The sequence below is a fragment of the Glaciecola sp. 1036 genome (assembly GCF_050306235.1).
In the GTDB taxonomy this organism is placed as follows: Bacteria; Pseudomonadota; Gammaproteobacteria; order Enterobacterales; family Alteromonadaceae; genus Glaciecola.
This window is the reverse complement of record NZ_JBLWFH010000004.1, coordinates 21,861-39,222: the sequence shown is the minus strand read 5'-3', so window position 1 is coordinate 39,222 and position 17,362 is coordinate 21,861. Positions and strand designations below refer to the sequence as shown.

Below are 17,362 nucleotides of genomic sequence, written 5' to 3'. Positions count from 1 at the left end.
TTCAACCCAATTTATATCTGAATTCTACTTCATTGGTTATATCGGTAATAAATATAGTCGCCGCTATATCCCACATGCGCTCTTCAAAATGTGTTGCTTTGTGGATCGCATGTTGAGACAAATAAAATAATTCTTGTTCCAACATTTCCATGTCAGGACGAAGGGCTTTATTTACTGTGATAGAAAAGCAAAAAAACCTGCCGCTCTGTTGTGCTTGTTTTATAAAAGACCGTTTTGCTCTATGGGTACTTAATTGGTAAGACCATTTGGCGCTTACCTGCAATTCTTTGCGCTTTTCTTCAGGATCAAAAGCAACATAAAGTTCGGTAGTAACGGGTCTAGGATCTATCGCCATCATTTTTATAGACTGTCGAATAAAGGCCGTACTTTGGTCGTCATCTTGAAATAGAAAAGACAAATTAAGCGATACCAAATTGGCATTATGATGTAAAAAAGTCATCCATTCGGCACGCACTTGGTTTGTTGTGGCCATGGCCGGTACAAAACCATTTTGCTTTTTCTCCACGTAGACACATACTTGAGGTGTTGATTTCATGTGAAGATTACGCAGCGCTATGCTCATCCCTGGGACTTTTTCTTCATCTTGCAATGCTTGTAGTTTCTTTTGATTAGCGCTAATTAACTGACTAAAAAACTCTTCCGCATCATTGGTTTCATCATCAGACTCAGCGTGTAAATGTAAAACCAATTTTTCTGAATTTACATGTTTCACTCGATAAGTTAAATCATGCAAATTAAACCCTTCTGGAACCGCAGTTAAGTTTGGAAAACTCACATTTACCTTGCTATGCACTCGCTGTTGGAATTCCGCATCCAATTCAATGCGTAAACCACTAACGGAAAAATCTTCAGTAAATCCTTTAAAGGTGCCATGCTGGGTTTTTACAATAACAGGTGTCCTCAAAACGTAACGGGTTTGACGACGAAGCTCTTGCTGCTTATGGCGGAAAGTTTCAACGGGATAGGGAGGTTTATTACGGGCGTGCCCAAAATATTTAAGTAAACGAATACTTTTTTCATCCAAATCCCGACGCTGGTAAATTTCTTGAGCATGCTGGTGAGTGATATCCGTAATTAACACCATTCCGGAGATGTCTTTAACCTTTCCTACCAAACGCGGTGCTAGAGGTTTGTTAAGTTTGTCAACTTGTTTACTTATGCCATCAGGGATAGAAGTTGGGCAATAAGCATGTTGACTGTTAACGTCGCTGTAACTGAGATGAAAAACACGCCAGCTCACACGTCTAGACGCATAACTTAAAAAGGTTTCTGCCAGTTTGGGTTGCTCTTTCAGCTCTTGAAGTGAAGCTGAATAAAAATAAATCTTGTCATTTTTGATATGGTGAAAGCTATACACTATGGTCTGTGGCAAAGCTGCATTTGACTGCATTAATCGTTGAATACGCTCTGGATTCACCAAATAACCTAGCATTTGCTGCTGGTTCTCATCTAACCAATAGTCTGATATTTTTTTTGAACAACCGTTTGAACTAATATAACAGGCTTGCAAAAGCCCCAAATCATCTTTTTTAACGAACACAGGTAATGCAGTCAGGTTACTGCCAAAGCTCTGTTCATATACCTTGCTCGAAAGGGCCATTTCAACATTGTCTAAATTTACTTTATAACGGCGCTTTTGCAATTTAATCAAGGTGTGCACAAAGTCATTAAACAGATTATTATTGTTGATATTAGGACGCATAAGATGCACACAGGTTTTAGCGCCATTGTCTGATAAGCCTAAAATTTGGTATTCAACACTGTCTTTTGCGATACCAGTGGATCTATCTAATCCTCTGAAAACCACGAACACTGGTGCGGACACTTTCACTTTTTCCAGTGCCAATGGATCTTTAAATCGAATTTTTAGTCCGTTTATGGAAATATCTAAGGTGCTGGCCATTGCACTGCTGTTGTCGTCAAAGAAAACTTCTACAGCAACAACGTAATTTAAACGTTCTTCTTTACGTACAGGGTAATTCAATAATTCCTGACAAGGTGTAATGTATTTGTCATCTGGAATTTCAAGCTGTGTATCATTTAACATGACAGGCTGCATTTTGACTAATTCTTGACGACGTTTTTCATCTTCTGCAAAATTTATAACGCCTTCATAAACACCAAAGGTGTATTCACCGTATCGTTTTACCAGTTTCTCAAACTCTAAAATTCCGTTAACATGAAGATAATGAGGAATGCCTTGGTAATTAAAATTTCTGCATTCATCATTGACCTTTGAGCGTAAATCAATAGATCTTATGCATGGTTTCGCAAGACGCTTAATTTCCATTTTTAATAGAAATTTCAGCTCGTTTGCTACATTGTGCGTGCGCTCTTTGAACGCCTTGTTAAAAGAGCTGTGGTTTACTAGAGGCGCTAAAGAGTTAATAATTTCACGATAAGGTGATAGGTCTGGTGTCATTTTTGTCTGCAGCTTGATTAACACAATTTTCCATTCTTCTTTATATATCGGAAAAACTACTGATAACTTTGATCATTGTGGTTCGCAACGCAACAAATAATGCAACAAACAGCAGGTTTTGCTGAATTATTGAGTCAACTTACAATAAGATTGGTCTGAAAAACAAATTAAAAGAAAAATAATGGCAAAGAAAAAAATCGCTTATGTATGTAATCAATGCGGTGCTGAGCACGTGCGTTGGCAAGGACAATGTAAAGATTGTGGGGAATGGAATACCCTAAATGAATTTGTGGTGCAAACAGCCAAAGAAGCGCGTTCTGCTGGTTATTCCGGATTTGCAGGGGCGACAACTGCAAAAGTTGAAATTCTTCAAGATATTGATCTCGCTGCGCTACCTAGGTTTACCTCTGGTTTTAAGGAGTTAGATCGTGTCCTAGGAGGTGGCATAGTGCCGGGAGCTGCAATGTTGATTGGTGGGTCTCCAGGCGCAGGTAAATCGACGCTTTTATTACAAGTTATGTGCTTTTTAGCCGAACAAGGTTCTGTTCTTTATGTCACAGGGGAAGAATCGCTGCAACAAGTCGCTATGCGAGCAAAACGCTTACAATTACCTGACGACAAGCTGAAACTGTTAGCTGAAACTAATGTTGATACCATCTGCCATTTGGCCTTAGAGCATAAACCCAAAGTAATGGTTATCGACTCTATTCAAGTTATGAACATGGCTGATATTCCCTCAGCTCCGGGAGGAGTTACACAAGTACGTGAATGCGCAGCTACGCTAACACGTTTTGCCAAACAACATCATATTGCGATGTTTATTGTTGGCCATGTTACCAAAGACGGCAGTTTGGCAGGCCCTAAAGTACTAGAGCACTGCATCGATTGTTCCATGATGCTAGAGGGGGAAAGTGACGGACGTTTCCGTACTCTTAGGGGGACTAAAAATCGCTTCGGGGCAATCAATGAACTCGGGGTATTCGGCATGACCGAAAAAGGGATGAAGGAAGTCTCCAATCCTTCAGCCATCTTTTTAAATCGCCAACAACAGCCATCTGCTGGCAGTATTGTAATGTCAGTATGGGAAGGTACGCGACCACTACTAGTAGAAATTCAAGCCTTGGTAGACCATTCGCAGTTATCAAATCCCAGACGAGTGGCAGTCGGGCTCGACCATAATCGTTTGGCGATGCTGCTGGCCGTGGTGCATAGACATGGTGGTATTCAAATGCACGATCAAGATGTGTTTGTGAATGTCGTTGGGGGCGTTAAAGTGACAGAAACCAGTGCTGACTTGGCACTGCTACTGGCAATGCTTTCAAGTTTTCGCAACAACGTACTGCCACAAGGGTTAATAGCTTTTGGAGAAGTAGGCTTGTCAGGTGAAATAAGACCTGTACCTCATGGTTCAGATCGAATTAGCGAAGCGGCAAAGCATGGTTTTACTAAAGCAATAGTGCCGAAAGCTAATGCACCGAAAAAGCCTATCGAGGGGATTGAGGTAATCCCCGTGGTTAGGCTAGTTGATGCTTTGGAAGCTATTTAGTCGGACATTTTTTTATATTTTAAACGATGAGGTTCTACAACGTCTTGACCAAAGTTTTCTTTTAACCAGCTTTCGTATTCGTTGTAGTTACCTTCATAGAAGTTGATTTTACCTTCATCGCGATAATCCATAATGTGTGTCGCTACTCGGTCTAGGAACCAACGGTCGTGGGATATAACCATGGCGCATCCAGGGAATTCAAGTAGAGCATTTTCAAGAGCACGCAAGGTTTCAACATCTAGGTCGTTGGTCGGTTCATCCAGCAGTAATACGTTGCCTCCCGCTTTCAATAACTTAGCCAAGTGCACACGGTTACGCTCCCCGCCGGACAGATCTTTGATGAATTTTTGCTGATCGGTTCCTTTAAAGTTAAATCGACTGCAATAAGCTCGGCTGTTTAACTCAAAATTACCAATCTTGACTAAATCTAAACCATCAGACAATTCTTGCCATACGGTTTTGTTGCCATCCATATGATCTCTAAATTGATCAACACTGGCAATTTTTACGGTATCGCCGATGTCAATTTTACCGCTGTCGGGCTGTTCAATACCGGTAAGCATTCTAAACAGCGTTGATTTACCCGCACCGTTTGGTCCGATGATACCTACGATAGCTCCCTTGGGTACTTTGAATGATAAATCATCAATGAGTAGTCTATCGCCGTATGATTTACAAAGATTTTCAACTTCAATTACTTTGTCACCTAAGCGTTCACCTGGTGGAATGAATAACTCGTTTGTTTCATTACGTTTTTGATAATCAGAAGTATTGAGCTCTTCAAATCTGGCCATACGCGCTTTACTTTTTGCTTGACGACCTTTGGGATTTGAACGTACCCATTCTAATTCTTGCTTAATCGACTTTTGACGAGCGTTTTCTGAGCGTTCTTCTTGCTCTAAACGTTTATCTTTTTGTTCTAGCCAGCTAGAGTAGTTACCTTCCCAAGGGATACCTTCACCTCTGTCTAGTTCCAAGATCCAACCAGCTACATTATCCAAGAAATATCTATCATGGGTAATGGCGACCACAGTGCCTTCATAGTCGTGTAAGAAACGTTCTAACCAAGCTACTGACTCTGCGTCAAGGTGGTTGGTCGGCTCATCCAGTAAAAGCATTTCTGGCTTTTCTAACAATAGTTTGCACAAAGCCACCCGTCTTCTTTCGCCACCCGATAACTTAGTAACATCCGCATCCCAAGGCGGCAATCTTAACGCATCTGCAGCCCGCTCAAGTGCATTGTCTAAGTTATGACCGTCTTTACTTTGGATAATGGCTTCTAATTCACCTTGTTCTTTGGCCAAAGCATCAAAATCTGCATCAGGTTCTGCATAGGCTGCATAAACTTGATCGATTCTGGCTAACGCATCAACAACATCTGCCACCGCCTCTTCTATGTTGCCTCGTACATCTTTGCTTTCATCCAATTTAGGCTCTTGGGGCAAATAACCAATTTTAAGTCCGGGCTGGGGCCTAGCTTCACCCTCTATTTCAGTATCAACGCCAGCCATAATTCGAAGTAAGGTTGATTTACCAGCACCGTTTAAACCAAGAACACCGATTTTCGCACCTGGGAAAAAGCTTAAGCTGATATTTTTTAAAATTTGACGATTCGGTGGGACAATTTTACCCACTCTATGCATTGAATAAACGTATTGGGCCATGTGAAATCTTTTGATAGCTAAAAATTACTGCGTATTGTAAACAGTTAGGCAAAATTAGTCATAGAAAATTGTGCTAATATCCCCATATTAACCGTATAAAAATTCGAATTTTTTAATCTAAGGGTTGTTGAATGACATATACCATTAATCAGATTGCCGAAAAAATAGGCGGCGACGTAGATGGCGATGGATCTAAACAAATTACAAGCATGGCGACCTTAGCCAGTGCTAATGAAAATCAAATGTCTTTTTTATCAAACAGTAAATATACCAGTGATCTAAAAGACAGTGCAGCAGGATGTGTCATACTTTCTGCAAAAGACGCTCAGAACTTTGCTGGCAACAAGATAGTGCATCAAAACCCTTATGTTGGATTTGCTCTTGCTGCGCAATTATTAGATACCACACCTGTGCCTAATGGTGGTATATCTGACTTGGCCGATATTTCACCCTTAGCGACAATTGGTGAGAATGTCCATATTGGACCTCATGTAACCGTTAGTGACGGTGCTGTGATTGGCGACAATAGTGTGATTAGCGCAGGTTGTTACATTGGTAAAAATTCTATATTGGGTAAAGCTGTATCTCTAAAACCTAATGTGACCATCTACCACGGAGTACACCTTGGGAACAACGTATCCGTGCACAGTGGCACTAATATAGGTTCAGACGGTTTTGGATACGCGAATGACAAAGGTGTTTGGGTCAAAATTCCACAAACCGGTGGTGTGAGAATTGGTGATGATACTGAAATAGGCGCTGGTACTTGTATTGACAGAGGAGCGTTAGACGATACCGTTATCGGTAAAAACTGTATTATTGATAACCATGTTCAAATTGCCCATAACGTGGTAGTTGGTAATCATTCTTGTATTTGCGGCAGTGTGGGCATTGCAGGAAGTGTCACCATCGGCAATTATGTGGTTATTGGCGGCCATTGCGGCATTGCTGGGCATTTAAGCATTACAGATAAAGTGCAAATAACCGGCTTTACCATGGTAACAAAAAGTATTACCCAGTCTGGGAGCTATTCTTCGGGCATGCCGGCTTTGCCAAGTAAGGACTGGCAGAGAAACACCGTAAGAATGAGAAATATCGACAAATTATTTGATCGCGTAAAAAATCTCGAAAAGGGCGAGTAAAAGAATGTATTTAAGACTGAACAATTTTGCTTAAGTTATTCAGTTCTGACTCTATACAATTATCTTATTTGGGCTACAATACCCGCGATTTTTTAGTATGAAGTATGCCCAAAAAGCCGTTTGTTTCGAGGAGACCCTATGTTATCAAGTAAAATGACCATCGAAGAGTTCGATCCAGAACTAGCCAGTGCAATGGAAAAAGAAAAGCAACGTCAAGAACACCACATCGAATTGATAGCGTCTGAAAACTATTGTAGTCCTCGTGTTCTTGAAGCTCAGGGGTCTCAATTAACGAATAAATATGCTGAAGGTTACCCAGGTAAACGCTACTATGGCGGTTGTGAACATGTAGATGTTGCTGAAGAGTTGGCGATAGAACGTGCAAAAAAATTATTTGGGGCTGACTATGCTAATGTTCAACCGCATTCAGGTTCTCAGGCCAATGCAGCAGTTTTCATGGCTCTATTAGATGCTAATGATACAGTCCTAGGCATGAGCTTGGCAGACGGTGGTCATTTGACCCACGGTTCTCACGTGAACTTTTCTGGTAAGACATATCACGCAGTTCAATATGGCATTCACCCAGAAACTGGCATTATTGATTACGACCAAGTGGAAGCATTGGCACTTGAACATAAGCCTAAAATGATAATAGGCGGTTTTTCAGCTTATTCGGGCATTGTTGATTGGGCAAAGTTTAGAGAAATAGCGGACAAAGTTGGAGCTTATTTGCTGGTGGACATGGCACACGTTGCTGGCTTAGTTGCTGCTGGTTTATATCCAAGCCCTGTACCACACGCGCATGTAGTAACTACCACTACCCATAAAACATTAGCAGGTCCACGCGGCGGTTTAATTATCAGCGCATGTGGCGATGAAACTATTTACAAAAAATTGAATAGTTCTGTATTCCCAGGTAACCAAGGTGGACCATTGTGTCACGTTATTGCTGCAAAAGCGGTAGCATTTAAAGAAGCTCTGTCTGATGACTTTAAAGTGTATCAGGCTCAGGTACTAAAAAATGCCAAAGCTATGGTGTCGATTATTCAAGAAAGAGGCTATAAAGTCGTATCAAATGGTACTGAAAACCATCTTTTCTTACTTGACCTCATCGATAAAGACATAACAGGTAAAGATGCAGACGCGGCACTTGGCAGTGCTAATATTACCGTTAACAAAAACTCAGTGCCTAATGATCCTCGTTCTCCATTTGTCACAAGTGGGTTACGTATAGGTACGCCAGCGATTACTCGTCGCGGCTTCGGTGAAACAGAAGCTAAACAAGTTGCTAGTTGGATCTGTGATATTTTAGATAACATGGGTGACGAAAGTGTTATCGAGCGAGTAAAGGGTGAAGTTGTAAGCCTTTGCGCATCATTCCCAGTATATGGATAACTTATTTTGGTTAAGATTAACCTAATAAAGTTAACAAGAAAAAGCTGGATCCAATCCAGCTTTTTGTTCTCAGGGCTTAAATAGCCAAGGAGATGAAATGTTTTGCCCATTCTGTAGAAAACAAGAAACTAAAGTGATTGATTCCAGATTGGTGTCAGATGGCGCTCAAGTAAGGCGTCGACGACAATGTACATTTTGCAATGAAAGATTTACTACTTTTGAAATTGCAGAATTAGTCATGCCATGGATTATAAAACGAGATAAAAGTCGAGAGCCTTTTAACGAAGATAAACTAAGGGCCGGACTACGCCGTTCATTGGAAAAACGTCCTGTCAGTACCGAAGCAATTGAACAAAGCATTGATAAGATCAAATCTTCCCTAAGAGCCACAGGTGAAAGGGAAGTGACCAGTGAGTTGGTCGGTGAATTGATAATGCAGCACTTAAAAACCTTGGATAAGGTTGCTTATGTTAGATTTGCTTCTGTATATCGGTCATTTGAAGATATTAAAGAATTTGGCGAAGAAATAGCTAAACTAGGCGATGATTAAAAACTATGTTAGGGCAAGATGAGAGCTTCATGGCGAAAGCCATAAAACTTGCGTCAAAAGGGTGTTTTTCTACTACACCAAATCCCAATGTTGGTTGTGTTATTGTGAATGCACAAGGGGAAGTAGTAGGGCAAGGATACCATCAAAAATCGGGTGAAGCCCATGCCGAAATCCACGCTCTAAAACAGGCTGGTAGTGAGGCCGAAGGTAGCACTGCTTATGTCACATTAGAGCCTTGTTCTCATATTGGTCGTACAGGGGCGTGCGCAACCGCCTTAATAAAAGCCAAAATAAAACGCGTAGTTATTGCTTGCCAAGATCCAAATCCTTTGGTTGCCGGCAATGGTATCAGTATGCTTAAAAGCGCTGGTATTGAAGTCACTTTGGGCGTTTTAGAACAAGACGCAAACCTGCTAAATCTTGGTTTCTTTAAGCGCATGCAAGGTCAAAGACCATATGTAACCGTCAAATTGGCTTGTAGTTTAGACGGTAAAACAGCATTAGCGAATGGTAAAAGTAAATGGATCACATCCGCCCAATCAAGACGAGATGTGCAAATTGAACGTGCTAAAGCCTGTGCAATTCTAACGGGCTCGGGCACTGTAATCTCTGATAACCCTCGTTTAAACGTGCGAACCGAAGAGCTCCCCCAAGCTATCCAAAGCAGTTTCGAATATAGGCAACAACAGCCTCTTAGAGTCATCATTGACGGTAAAAATCAATTGACGGACCAGTTTGGATTGTTTCTCGATGGGCATCCTAATCTGGTGTATAATTTGACAAGAAATCTTCAACTAAATCAATCAACTACTCGACAAATACAAGTAGAAAAAGATGGGCAATATGTTGATCTTAAAGCCGTACTTAAAAACCTGTGTTGTGAACAGCAAATAAATCACCTTTGGGTCGAAGCTGGTGCAAATTTGTGTGGGGCTCTGATTCAACAGCAGTTAGTTGATCGATTGATCATTTATCAAGCGCCAATGATATTAGGTGATAAAGGGCATGATTTGCTGATAATGGATGAAATAACCGATTTGCAAAATGCTGTAAACGCCCCAATATCGAATATCAGCCGCATTGGTAATGATGTTAAATTAGAAATTCTTTTTTCGCAGGATAAAGCATAATGTTTACCGGTATTATAGAAGCTAAAGGTACTATTAAAACGCTAGCACAAAAAGGTCAGGACATTAGGTTGGAAGTAGAGTCCAACACATTGGATTTTTCTGATGTAAAATTGGGCGATAGTATAGCCACCAATGGTGTTTGTTTAACCGTGGTAAACTTGGGTAAAAATGTTTATGCGGCAGATGTTTCTGAAGAAACCATTCGCCATACCGGCTTTGCAAACTATACAACCGGAAGCTCAGTCAATCTTGAAAAAGCAATGCGTGCTGATACTCGATTTGGTGGGCATATAGTTTCCGGTCACGTTGATGGGGTGGGCGAGGTTATTTCAGTCACTAATCATACTCGCTACGTGGAAATTTGGGTAAAGGCGCCAGATGATTTAGCAAAATATATAGCGCACAAAGGATCTATTACTGTGGACGGCGTTAGCCTCACGGTTAATCAGGTTAAAGGTGCGAGTTTTATGCTGTGGTTGATTCCGCATACATTACAAGAAACAATAATCGGTAGTTATAAATCCGGTACTAAAGTGAATTTAGAAGTAGATTTAATCGCGCGATATTTAGAGCGTTTAATGCTAGGTGATAAAGCGGCAGAAGAGACAAAACAGGATATTAGTCTTAGCTTTTTGGCAGAACATGGGTATTTAAAATAAGAGAAAAAAATGAGCATACATTCAACCGCTGAAATAATCGAAGACATCAAACAAGGCAAAATGGTCATCCTTATGGATGACGAGGATCGTGAAAATGAAGGTGATATTATTATGGCCGCTGAATTTGTCACGCCAGAAGATATTAACTTTATGGTTACTCATGCTAAAGGCTTAGTCTGTTTGCCAATGACTAGGGAAAAATGCCAGCGATTAAATCTTCCCTTAATGGTGGATAAAAATGGTGCGCAGTTTTCAACTGCTTTTACTGTATCAATTGAAGCTGCTAAAGGTGTATCCACAGGTATTTCTGCTGCCGATAGAGCTACCACTATATTAGCAGCAGTGAATAAAGATGCGGTGGCTGAAGATATTGTGCAACCTGGTCATATTTTCCCCCTAGTAGCTAAAGATGGTGGCGTTTTAAATCGCGCAGGTCATACAGAGGCTGGAATTGACCTTGCCCGCTTAGCGGGATGCGAGCCGGCAGCGGTTATCGTAGAGGTTTTGAACGAAGACGGCACTATGGCTCGTCGTCCCGAGTTAGAAAAGTTCGCTGAAAAGCACGGTATTAAACTTGGAACTATCGCAGATCTCATCGAATATCGTAATTTAAACGAAACGACTATAGAAAAGGTTGCAACCTGTGCATTGCCAACCACTTTCGGTGAGTTTGAGCTCATTACTTACAAAGATGTCATCGATAATCAAATCCATTTTGCATTGAAGAAAGGGGATATCGACCCCGAACAACCCACACTAGTGCGCGTACATTTGCAAAATACCTTAAGTGACCTATTGGGTTCTACCCGTTCTATTAATCGTTCTATGTCGTTACAGAATGCCATGCAACGCATTAATGATGAAGGCGGGGTTTTAGTTCTTCTTGGCAAACAAGAAGATATTGAATCGCGAGTAAAACAATTTGAAGCTGAAGATAAAGGCATTTCCTCTATCGGAAAAGAATGGCAAGGATCTTCACGAACCGTGGGGGTTGGTAGTCAAATCTTGGCGTCACTTGGCATTAAAAAAATGCGCTTGTTAAGTAAACCAGTAAAATACAGTGCACTATCAGGCTTTGGCTTGGAAGTGGTTGAATACGTAAGCGAGTAAACCTAGTACTTAACAAGGTTTTGGACATCTTCGAGCTAAGTAGATTTTGTGGTTATAGAAGGCGCTTCTCAATTGAAAGCTTCGAAATCATGGATGATTTCGTAGAGCGCCCATGGATGGGTTCACAGCGTCTTTCAATTGAGAAGCGCCTTCTATAATTTTGCAATGTCGGATTAAAGTAGGCATGAAATCATAAGCCGTGAAAAAACATCTTAAAAATTACTTGTTTGTGCTATACTTCGCGCCGATTTTCACTAGGAGTCAAATAAATGAATGTAATCGAAGGTAATATTCGTGCCACGGGCAAAAAATTTGCCGTCGTTGTAGCACGTTTCAACAGTTTTGTGGTTGAAAGTTTGGTTGATGGTGCGCTTGATACTCTTGAGCGTCACGGAGAAGTAAATCCAGACGATATCACTTTGGTACGCGTGCCTGGCGCTTACGAATTACCTGTAGTGGCTAAAAAATTAGTGGCAACTGGAAAATTTGATGCGGTGATTGCATTAGGCGCTGTCATTCGTGGTGGGACTCCGCATTTCGACTTCGTTGCCGGAGAGTGTAATAAAGGCCTAGCGCAAGTAGCTATGGAAGCAACTATTCCTGTTGCTTTTGGTGTGATCACTACTGATAGCATTGAACAAGCGATTGAGCGTTCGGGAACAAAAGCCGGTAATAAAGGTGCAGAAGCTGCTCATACAGCACTTGAGATGGTTAACGTAATGTCAGCAATAGATGAGGCATTTTAGTGAAGCCTAGCGCTAGAAAAAAAGCTAGAGAGTTAGCTGTACAGGCGTTGTACAGCTGGCTAATGTCTGGCAATGATATAAAGCAAATCGAGCTTTATACCGCAACATCTAATGACATGACAAAAGTGGATATGGAATATTTCCAAGAGCTTTTACAAGGTGTGTCAAAAAACGTTACTGAATTAGACACAGTAATGAAACCTTATCTTGGTAGATTACCAGAAGAACTTGATCCTATTGAAAAAACAATTTTACGCATCTCAATTTATGAATTGCAATCTCGTGTCGATATTCCTTTCAAGGTTGTGATCAACGAAGCAATAGAGTTGGCCAAAACTTTTGGAGCGGAAGAGAGTCATAAGTTTATTAATGGCGCTCTTGATAAAGCAGTTAAAACGTTAAGAAAACACGAAAGAAACTAGTTTTGAATGAATTTAGTTTGATCCGAGATTTTTTTAAATCTCCTTCTTATTCACGTAAAGATGTTATTGTCGGTATTGGCGACGATGCGGCAGTGACCCAAATTCCAGAAGGTCAGTATTTAGTAACCACCACTGATACACTGCTGGAAAGCGTGCATTTTTTACCCGGTTCTAGTCCTGAAGCAATAGCGCATAAATCCTTAGCTACGAATTTGAGTGACCTTGCTGCTATGGGGGCCGAGCCATCATGGATAAATTTGTCTCTATCTATACCTGAAGCTGATGAAGTATGGTTAGATAAGTTCTCCAATAAGCTGAAACAGCTGTGCGAATATTTTTCTGTACAACTTATTGGTGGCGATACTGTTAAAGGTAAACTAGCCATTACAATTACCGCTCAAGGGTTCGTTCCACCTGATAGTATCTTGAGGCGGTCGGGTGCGCAAAAAGGTGATTGGGTGTTTGTTACTGGTACACTCGGTGATGCAGCTGCGGGTTTGGATGTGCTGACAAACAAAATCAATATAGAAAACCAAGGGCACCGAGAGTTTCTAATTAATCGACACCTTTTTCCAACGCCGAGAGTGCTTGCAGGTACGGCGTTACGAAGATTAGCGACTTCTTGTTTGGATGTCTCAGATGGCTTGTTACAAGACATGCAACATATTATTACAGCGTCAGAAGCGGGCGTGGTTATAGAATTAGACCAGTTGCCAATATCTCCAGCACTAGGAACATCTATTGATAACCTAGATGAAGCATTGAAATATGCTTGCACAGGTGGTGACGATTATGAACTCTTGTTTACGGTATCTGAAGAGCATAGAGTAAGTATAGAAACGGCTATGGCTAGCTACAATATTCCTTGTACTTGTATTGGACAAGTAACTGGTGCTAAAGAGCGAATGGAATTACGCCTAAATGGCCAAGCTTACGAATTGCCATCAAAATCCGGATACAATCATTTTTAAAAGTGCATTATGGACAAATTATTACGTCAAAAAGTGTCTTTAAAAAATCCTCAGCACTTTTTTGCATTGGGTATGGGCTCTGGTTTAATCCCTTTAATGCCAGGCACCTTCGGATCACTAGCAGCGATTCCTTTTCTAATTGCCATGGCATTTATGCCAGTAAGTATTTTTGTAGTAGTAACCCTACTATCTATTGTGATTGGTATCTATATTTGCGATAAAACAGCTGTGGATATGGGCGTTCATGACCATGGTTCAATTGTCTGGGATGAAATTGCGGGTATGTTTGTTACCTTTTTGTTTGTTCCTATCAATTGGAAATCACTGTTAATTGGCTTCATACTTTTTCGCCTTTTTGACATTTTAAAACCCTGGCCCATTCGTTTATTCGACAAAAAAGTCGATGGTGGTTTAGGGATAATGTTAGATGATGTAGTCGCGGGCTTGCTTGCTTGTGTCATTATGCAAGGCCTTATTCAAAGCCCCATTACAGAAAAGTTCTTTGTGTAATCAAGTGAGATTAAAAGGCCTTAACAGCCGCGATTATTCCCGCAGCATCAATACCTAATTCAGCGTACATTTCTTGTTGCGTTCCCTGCATAATAAATTCATCGGGTAAGCCCAAACGAAGCACATGACAAAGCACTTTATGCTGTTGAAAGCATTCTTGCACTGCAGAACCAGCGCCACCTGCAATTGCGCCATCTTCAAGCGTTACTATGAGTTCGTGTTGTTTCGCGGCATCTAACACGGCTTGCTCATCTAGAGGTTTGACAAATCGCATATCAACCAAGGTAGCGTCAAGGGCTTCAGCTGCTTTTTGAGCTTCAGGTAATAGAGCACCAAAATTCAAAATAGCCGTTTTGACACCATTGCGCAATTGACGCGATTTTCCTATTTCTAACGCTGTCATTTCGCTGTCAGGTGCCACGCCTGTACCCGCACCTCTTGGATACCTTACTGCTGCCGGTTGTTTTGCTAGGTGACCAGTGTACAACATATTACGACATTCAGCTTCGTCTCCAGGTGCCATAATAATCATATTTGGGATACAGCGTAAAAATGGAATATCAAATGCACCCTGGTGAGTTGGTCCGTCAGCCCCAACAATGCCAGCTCTGTCGATGGCAAATAATACGGGGAGATTTTGTAAGGCAACATCATGAATTAACTGATCATAGGCTCGTTGTAAAAAAGTAGAATAGATAGCAACTACAGGGCGCTTATTTTCAATCGCTAAGCCAGCGGCAAGTGTTACCGCATGTTGTTCGGCAATTGCCACGTCAAAATACTGCTCTGGAAAACGCTGTGAAAACCTGACCATGCCTGAACCTTCACGCATAGCCGGCGTTATGGCCATCAAATCTTTATCTTGTTCTGCCATGTCACATAACCAATTCCCAAAAATGGCAGAGTAAGTAGGTTTTCCTGGTTTACTTTCTGGGAACTTTTCAGTGGTATGATCAAATTTAGGTACCGCATGCCATTTAATTGGATCTTGCTCTGCTACCTCATACCCTTTGCCTTTTTTAGTTACCACATGAAGAAGCTTGGGCCCCTGCATTTTTCGCATATTGGTTAAGGTATCAACCATGGCATTCACATCATGACCATCGATGGGGCCAATATAATGAAAACCCAATTCTTCAAAAATAGTGCCAGGAACAACCATTCCTTTTAGATGCTCTTCTGCTCGACTTGCTAACGCCTTGATTGGCGGTACGTTACTTAAAATACGTTTGCCTTCATCTCGAATCGAATTGAAAAAAGAACCTGTCATTAGTCGGGCTAAATGTGAGTTCAATGCACCTACGTTTTCTGAAATGGACATTTCGTTGTCATTGAGCACTACGGTAAAATCTTTGTTTAAATCTCCACCATGATTTAGAGCTTCAAATGCAAGGCCAGCGGTCATTGCGCCGTCCCCAATAACGGCCACCACTTTTCTGCCCTTATTTTCTTTTTCTGCCGCGATAGCCATACCTAAAGCCGCGCTTATAGAGGTGGATGAGTGTCCGACTGCAAAAGTATCGTATTCACTTTCAGGGGGCCATGGGAAGGGATGTAGCCCGTTTTTTTGCCGAATACTGGTCATTCGGTCTCTTCGATTGGTCAGAATTTTGTGTGGATAGGCTTGATGACCTACATCCCAAATGAGTCGATCAAACGGCGTATTATAAACATAATGAAGCGCCACCGTTAACTCAACTGTGCCTAAACCTGAAGCAAAATGACCACTGCTTTGGCTGACGCAATTTAGCAAGAATAATCGAAGTTCACTGGCTAAATCTCTCAATTTACTTTTCGGTAGCAGGCGTAACTCTTCCGGTGTGTTCGCTTTTGCCAAATTAGGGTATTGTGAGAGATCTAACGTCATTGTAATTCTTTTCTTTTGGTTTTAAATGATATTCAAGTCAATAATGCCGCAACTTATTAATAGGTGCGGGTTACCATGTACTGCGTAAATGCTTGCAAATCTTGGGTATTGTACTCAAGTTGTTCTAATGACTGTATAGCAAGATGATATTTTTTTTGTAATTCGTTTTTGGCTCCTTCCAAACCAAAATGCGTCACAAAAGTCGATTTATTGCTTTGTTGGTCAGAACCTTGTGGTTTACCTAAGGTTTCAGTATCGGAGATGACATCCAGAATGTCATCTTGAATCTGAAACGCTAATCCTATGTTATCAGCAAATTGAACGAGTAAATTCTCAGTTTTAGGAGAATAGGGTTTGGTACCCAAACAAGCGCCCATTTGCACAGATGCTTTTAGCAATGCACCGGTTTTAAGTTGATGTAATTGTTGCAAACTTGCTAAATCAATTGCTGTATTTGTAGCGAGTAAATCTAAGCTTTGACCTAAGCACATCCCCCGTAACCCGGACGCTTTGGCTAGAATAGCTACTAGTTGTAATCGTTTGGTTTCAGATGCTTCCATGGTAAAACTACTCAGGCATTCAAAGGCCAGAGTTTGCAGAGCATCACCAGCTAGAATAGCTGTGGCCTCATCAAATTGAATATGACAAGTGGGTTTGCCCCGACGTAAATCATCGTTATCCATAGAGGGGAGGTCGTCATGGATAAGAGAATAAGCATGAATACATTCAAGTGCTAAACTAGCGACTTTAATATCTTGTTGATTGGCTTCAAACACTTGCCCAACAAGGCTCAATAATAGCGGTCGCATACGCTTACCGCCATTGAGCAGGGCATACTCCATTGCTGATAGTAAACGAGACTCTTGTAAATTTAGGCTAGCCTTAACATGCTCGAAAGTTTCGCTGAGTTCGGCGTTTATTTGTTGCTGAAGTCGTGTGAGTTGCTGGTTCATTCGCTTAGTGGGGGTTCAATAAAATTCTCTAAAGATTCTTCACCGGCTTGTTCGGTCAGTTGTTTTACTTTTTGTTCTGCTTTAGTTAACAATGCTTGTGAATGACGAGCTAGTGATACACCGCGCTCGAAAGATTTTAAAGATTCTTCAAGCGTAATGTCACCTTGTTCCATTTGATTTACTAAGCTTTCTAACTCTTCCATAGCTTGCTCAAAACTTAAATCAGCAGTGCTCATATTCGCTCCTCAAGAAAT

General features: G+C 41.2%; 16 protein-coding genes. 11 read left to right on the top strand and 5 right to left on the bottom strand.

Going from position 1 to position 17,362, the window contains the following annotated elements; genetic code table 11:
* Position 1: 1 nt before the first annotated feature.
* Positions 2-2,443 carry a PilZ domain-containing protein gene (locus ACNKW3_RS07300; RefSeq protein WP_427398634.1) on the bottom strand — a complete coding sequence of 814 codons (2,442 nt, stop codon included), beginning with the start codon at positions 2,441-2,443 and terminating at the stop codon, positions 2-4.
* A 181-nt stretch (positions 2,444-2,624) separates the two neighbouring features.
* On the opposite strand from ACNKW3_RS07300, the gene radA reads away from it, so the two are divergent.
* On the top strand, positions 2,625-3,989 hold the full coding sequence (gene radA / locus ACNKW3_RS07295) for a DNA repair protein RadA (protein WP_427398633.1): 1,365 nt from the start codon (positions 2,625-2,627) through the stop codon (positions 3,987-3,989).
* Here the strand turns inward: radA and ettA are convergent.
* Entirely contained in the window at positions 3,986-5,653 is a 1,668-nt protein-coding gene (gene ettA, locus ACNKW3_RS07290; RefSeq protein ID WP_427398632.1) for an energy-dependent translational throttle protein EttA, read from the bottom strand. The genes radA and ettA overlap by 4 nt on opposite strands.
* Positions 5,654-5,784: 131 nt before the next feature.
* Between ettA and lpxD the strand changes: the two genes are divergently transcribed.
* From lpxD to ACNKW3_RS07240, 10 genes are all read left to right on the top strand, one after another.
* Positions 5,785-6,795 (top strand): UDP-3-O-(3-hydroxymyristoyl)glucosamine N-acyltransferase, encoded by a 1,011-nt coding sequence (gene lpxD / locus ACNKW3_RS07285; protein ID WP_427398631.1) that lies wholly within the window; start codon positions 5,785-5,787, stop codon positions 6,793-6,795.
* A 138-nt stretch (positions 6,796-6,933) separates the two neighbouring features.
* On the top strand, positions 6,934-8,190 hold the full coding sequence (glyA, locus tag ACNKW3_RS07280; RefSeq protein WP_427398630.1) for a serine hydroxymethyltransferase: 1,257 nt from the start codon (positions 6,934-6,936) through the stop codon (positions 8,188-8,190).
* A gap of 97 nt (positions 8,191-8,287) precedes the next feature.
* Positions 8,288-8,740 (top strand): transcriptional regulator NrdR, encoded by a 453-nt coding sequence (gene nrdR / locus ACNKW3_RS07275; RefSeq protein ID WP_427398629.1) that lies wholly within the window; start codon positions 8,288-8,290, stop codon positions 8,738-8,740.
* A 5-nt stretch (positions 8,741-8,745) separates the two neighbouring features.
* Positions 8,746-9,870 (top strand): bifunctional diaminohydroxyphosphoribosylaminopyrimidine deaminase/5-amino-6-(5-phosphoribosylamino)uracil reductase RibD, encoded by a 1,125-nt coding sequence (ribD, locus tag ACNKW3_RS07270; RefSeq protein ID WP_427398628.1) that lies wholly within the window; start codon positions 8,746-8,748, stop codon positions 9,868-9,870.
* Positions 9,870-10,529: a riboflavin synthase gene (locus ACNKW3_RS07265; protein ID WP_427398627.1), complete on the top strand. Its 660-nt coding sequence runs from the start codon at positions 9,870-9,872 to the stop codon at positions 10,527-10,529. The genes ribD and ACNKW3_RS07265 overlap by 1 nt, the downstream gene beginning before the upstream one ends.
* Positions 10,530-10,538: 9 nt before the next feature.
* On the top strand, positions 10,539-11,639 hold the full coding sequence (ribBA, locus tag ACNKW3_RS07260; RefSeq protein ID WP_427398626.1) for a bifunctional 3,4-dihydroxy-2-butanone-4-phosphate synthase/GTP cyclohydrolase II: 1,101 nt from the start codon (positions 10,539-10,541) through the stop codon (positions 11,637-11,639).
* 269 nt (positions 11,640-11,908) lie between these two features.
* Positions 11,909-12,385: a 6,7-dimethyl-8-ribityllumazine synthase gene (ribH, locus tag ACNKW3_RS07255; RefSeq protein WP_427398625.1), complete on the top strand. Its 477-nt coding sequence runs from the start codon at positions 11,909-11,911 to the stop codon at positions 12,383-12,385.
* Positions 12,385-12,807 (top strand): transcription antitermination factor NusB, encoded by a 423-nt coding sequence (gene nusB / locus ACNKW3_RS07250; RefSeq protein WP_427398624.1) that lies wholly within the window; start codon positions 12,385-12,387, stop codon positions 12,805-12,807. Before ribH ends, nusB begins: the two co-directional genes overlap by 1 nt.
* 2 nt (positions 12,808-12,809) lie before the next feature.
* Positions 12,810-13,778 carry a thiamine-phosphate kinase gene (gene thiL, locus ACNKW3_RS07245; RefSeq protein ID WP_427398623.1) on the top strand — a complete coding sequence of 323 codons (969 nt, stop codon included), beginning with the start codon at positions 12,810-12,812 and terminating at the stop codon, positions 13,776-13,778.
* A gap of 9 nt (positions 13,779-13,787) precedes the next feature.
* Positions 13,788-14,288 (top strand): phosphatidylglycerophosphatase A family protein, encoded by a 501-nt coding sequence (locus ACNKW3_RS07240; protein ID WP_427398622.1) that lies wholly within the window; start codon positions 13,788-13,790, stop codon positions 14,286-14,288.
* Positions 14,289-14,298: 10 nt separating this feature from the next.
* On the opposite strand, the gene dxs is transcribed toward ACNKW3_RS07240, so the two are convergent.
* From dxs to ACNKW3_RS07225, 3 genes are read right to left on the bottom strand one after another with little or no spacing between them, the layout of a single operon-like run.
* Positions 14,299-16,155 carry a 1-deoxy-D-xylulose-5-phosphate synthase gene (gene dxs, locus ACNKW3_RS07235; protein WP_427398621.1) on the bottom strand — a complete coding sequence of 619 codons (1,857 nt, stop codon included), beginning with the start codon at positions 16,153-16,155 and terminating at the stop codon, positions 14,299-14,301.
* A 56-nt stretch (positions 16,156-16,211) separates the two neighbouring features.
* Positions 16,212-17,108 carry a farnesyl diphosphate synthase gene (locus ACNKW3_RS07230; RefSeq protein ID WP_427398620.1) on the bottom strand — a complete coding sequence of 299 codons (897 nt, stop codon included), beginning with the start codon at positions 17,106-17,108 and terminating at the stop codon, positions 16,212-16,214.
* Complete coding sequence (locus tag ACNKW3_RS07225) at positions 17,105-17,344, bottom strand: exodeoxyribonuclease VII small subunit (protein ID WP_427398619.1); 240 nt, start codon at positions 17,342-17,344, stop codon at positions 17,105-17,107. Before ACNKW3_RS07225 ends, ACNKW3_RS07230 begins: the two co-directional genes overlap by 4 nt.
* Positions 17,345-17,362 lie beyond the last annotated feature (18 nt).

What these genes read in the sequence shown, in the direction of transcription:
- ACNKW3_RS07265 (WP_427398627.1), top strand. Translation starts at nt 9,870, where the DNA reads ATGTTTACCGGTATTATAGAAGCTAAAGGTACTATTAAAACGCTAGCA.
- glyA (WP_427398630.1), top strand. Translation starts at nt 6,934, where the DNA reads ATGTTATCAAGTAAAATGACCATCGAAGAGTTCGATCCAGAACTAGCC.
- ribH (WP_427398625.1), top strand. Translation starts at nt 11,909, where the DNA reads ATGAATGTAATCGAAGGTAATATTCGTGCCACGGGCAAAAAATTTGCC.
- nrdR (WP_427398629.1), top strand. Translation starts at nt 8,288, where the DNA reads ATGTTTTGCCCATTCTGTAGAAAACAAGAAACTAAAGTGATTGATTCC.
- radA (WP_427398633.1), top strand. Translation starts at nt 2,625, where the DNA reads ATGGCAAAGAAAAAAATCGCTTATGTATGTAATCAATGCGGTGCTGAG.
- ACNKW3_RS07300 (WP_427398634.1), bottom strand. Translation starts at nt 2,443, where the DNA reads ATGACACCAGACCTATCACCTTATCGTGAAATTATTAACTCTTTAGCG.
- ettA (WP_427398632.1), bottom strand. Translation starts at nt 5,653, where the DNA reads ATGGCCCAATACGTTTATTCAATGCATAGAGTGGGTAAAATTGTCCCA.
- lpxD (WP_427398631.1), top strand. Translation starts at nt 5,785, where the DNA reads ATGACATATACCATTAATCAGATTGCCGAAAAAATAGGCGGCGACGTA.
- ribBA (WP_427398626.1), top strand. Translation starts at nt 10,539, where the DNA reads ATGAGCATACATTCAACCGCTGAAATAATCGAAGACATCAAACAAGGC.
- ribD (WP_427398628.1), top strand. Translation starts at nt 8,746, where the DNA reads ATGTTAGGGCAAGATGAGAGCTTCATGGCGAAAGCCATAAAACTTGCG.
- ACNKW3_RS07240 (WP_427398622.1), top strand. Translation starts at nt 13,788, where the DNA reads ATGGACAAATTATTACGTCAAAAAGTGTCTTTAAAAAATCCTCAGCAC.
- dxs (WP_427398621.1), bottom strand. Translation starts at nt 16,155, where the DNA reads ATGACGTTAGATCTCTCACAATACCCTAATTTGGCAAAAGCGAACACA.
- ACNKW3_RS07230 (WP_427398620.1), bottom strand. Translation starts at nt 17,108, where the DNA reads ATGAACCAGCAACTCACACGACTTCAGCAACAAATAAACGCCGAACTC.
- ACNKW3_RS07225 (WP_427398619.1), bottom strand. Translation starts at nt 17,344, where the DNA reads ATGAGCACTGCTGATTTAAGTTTTGAGCAAGCTATGGAAGAGTTAGAA.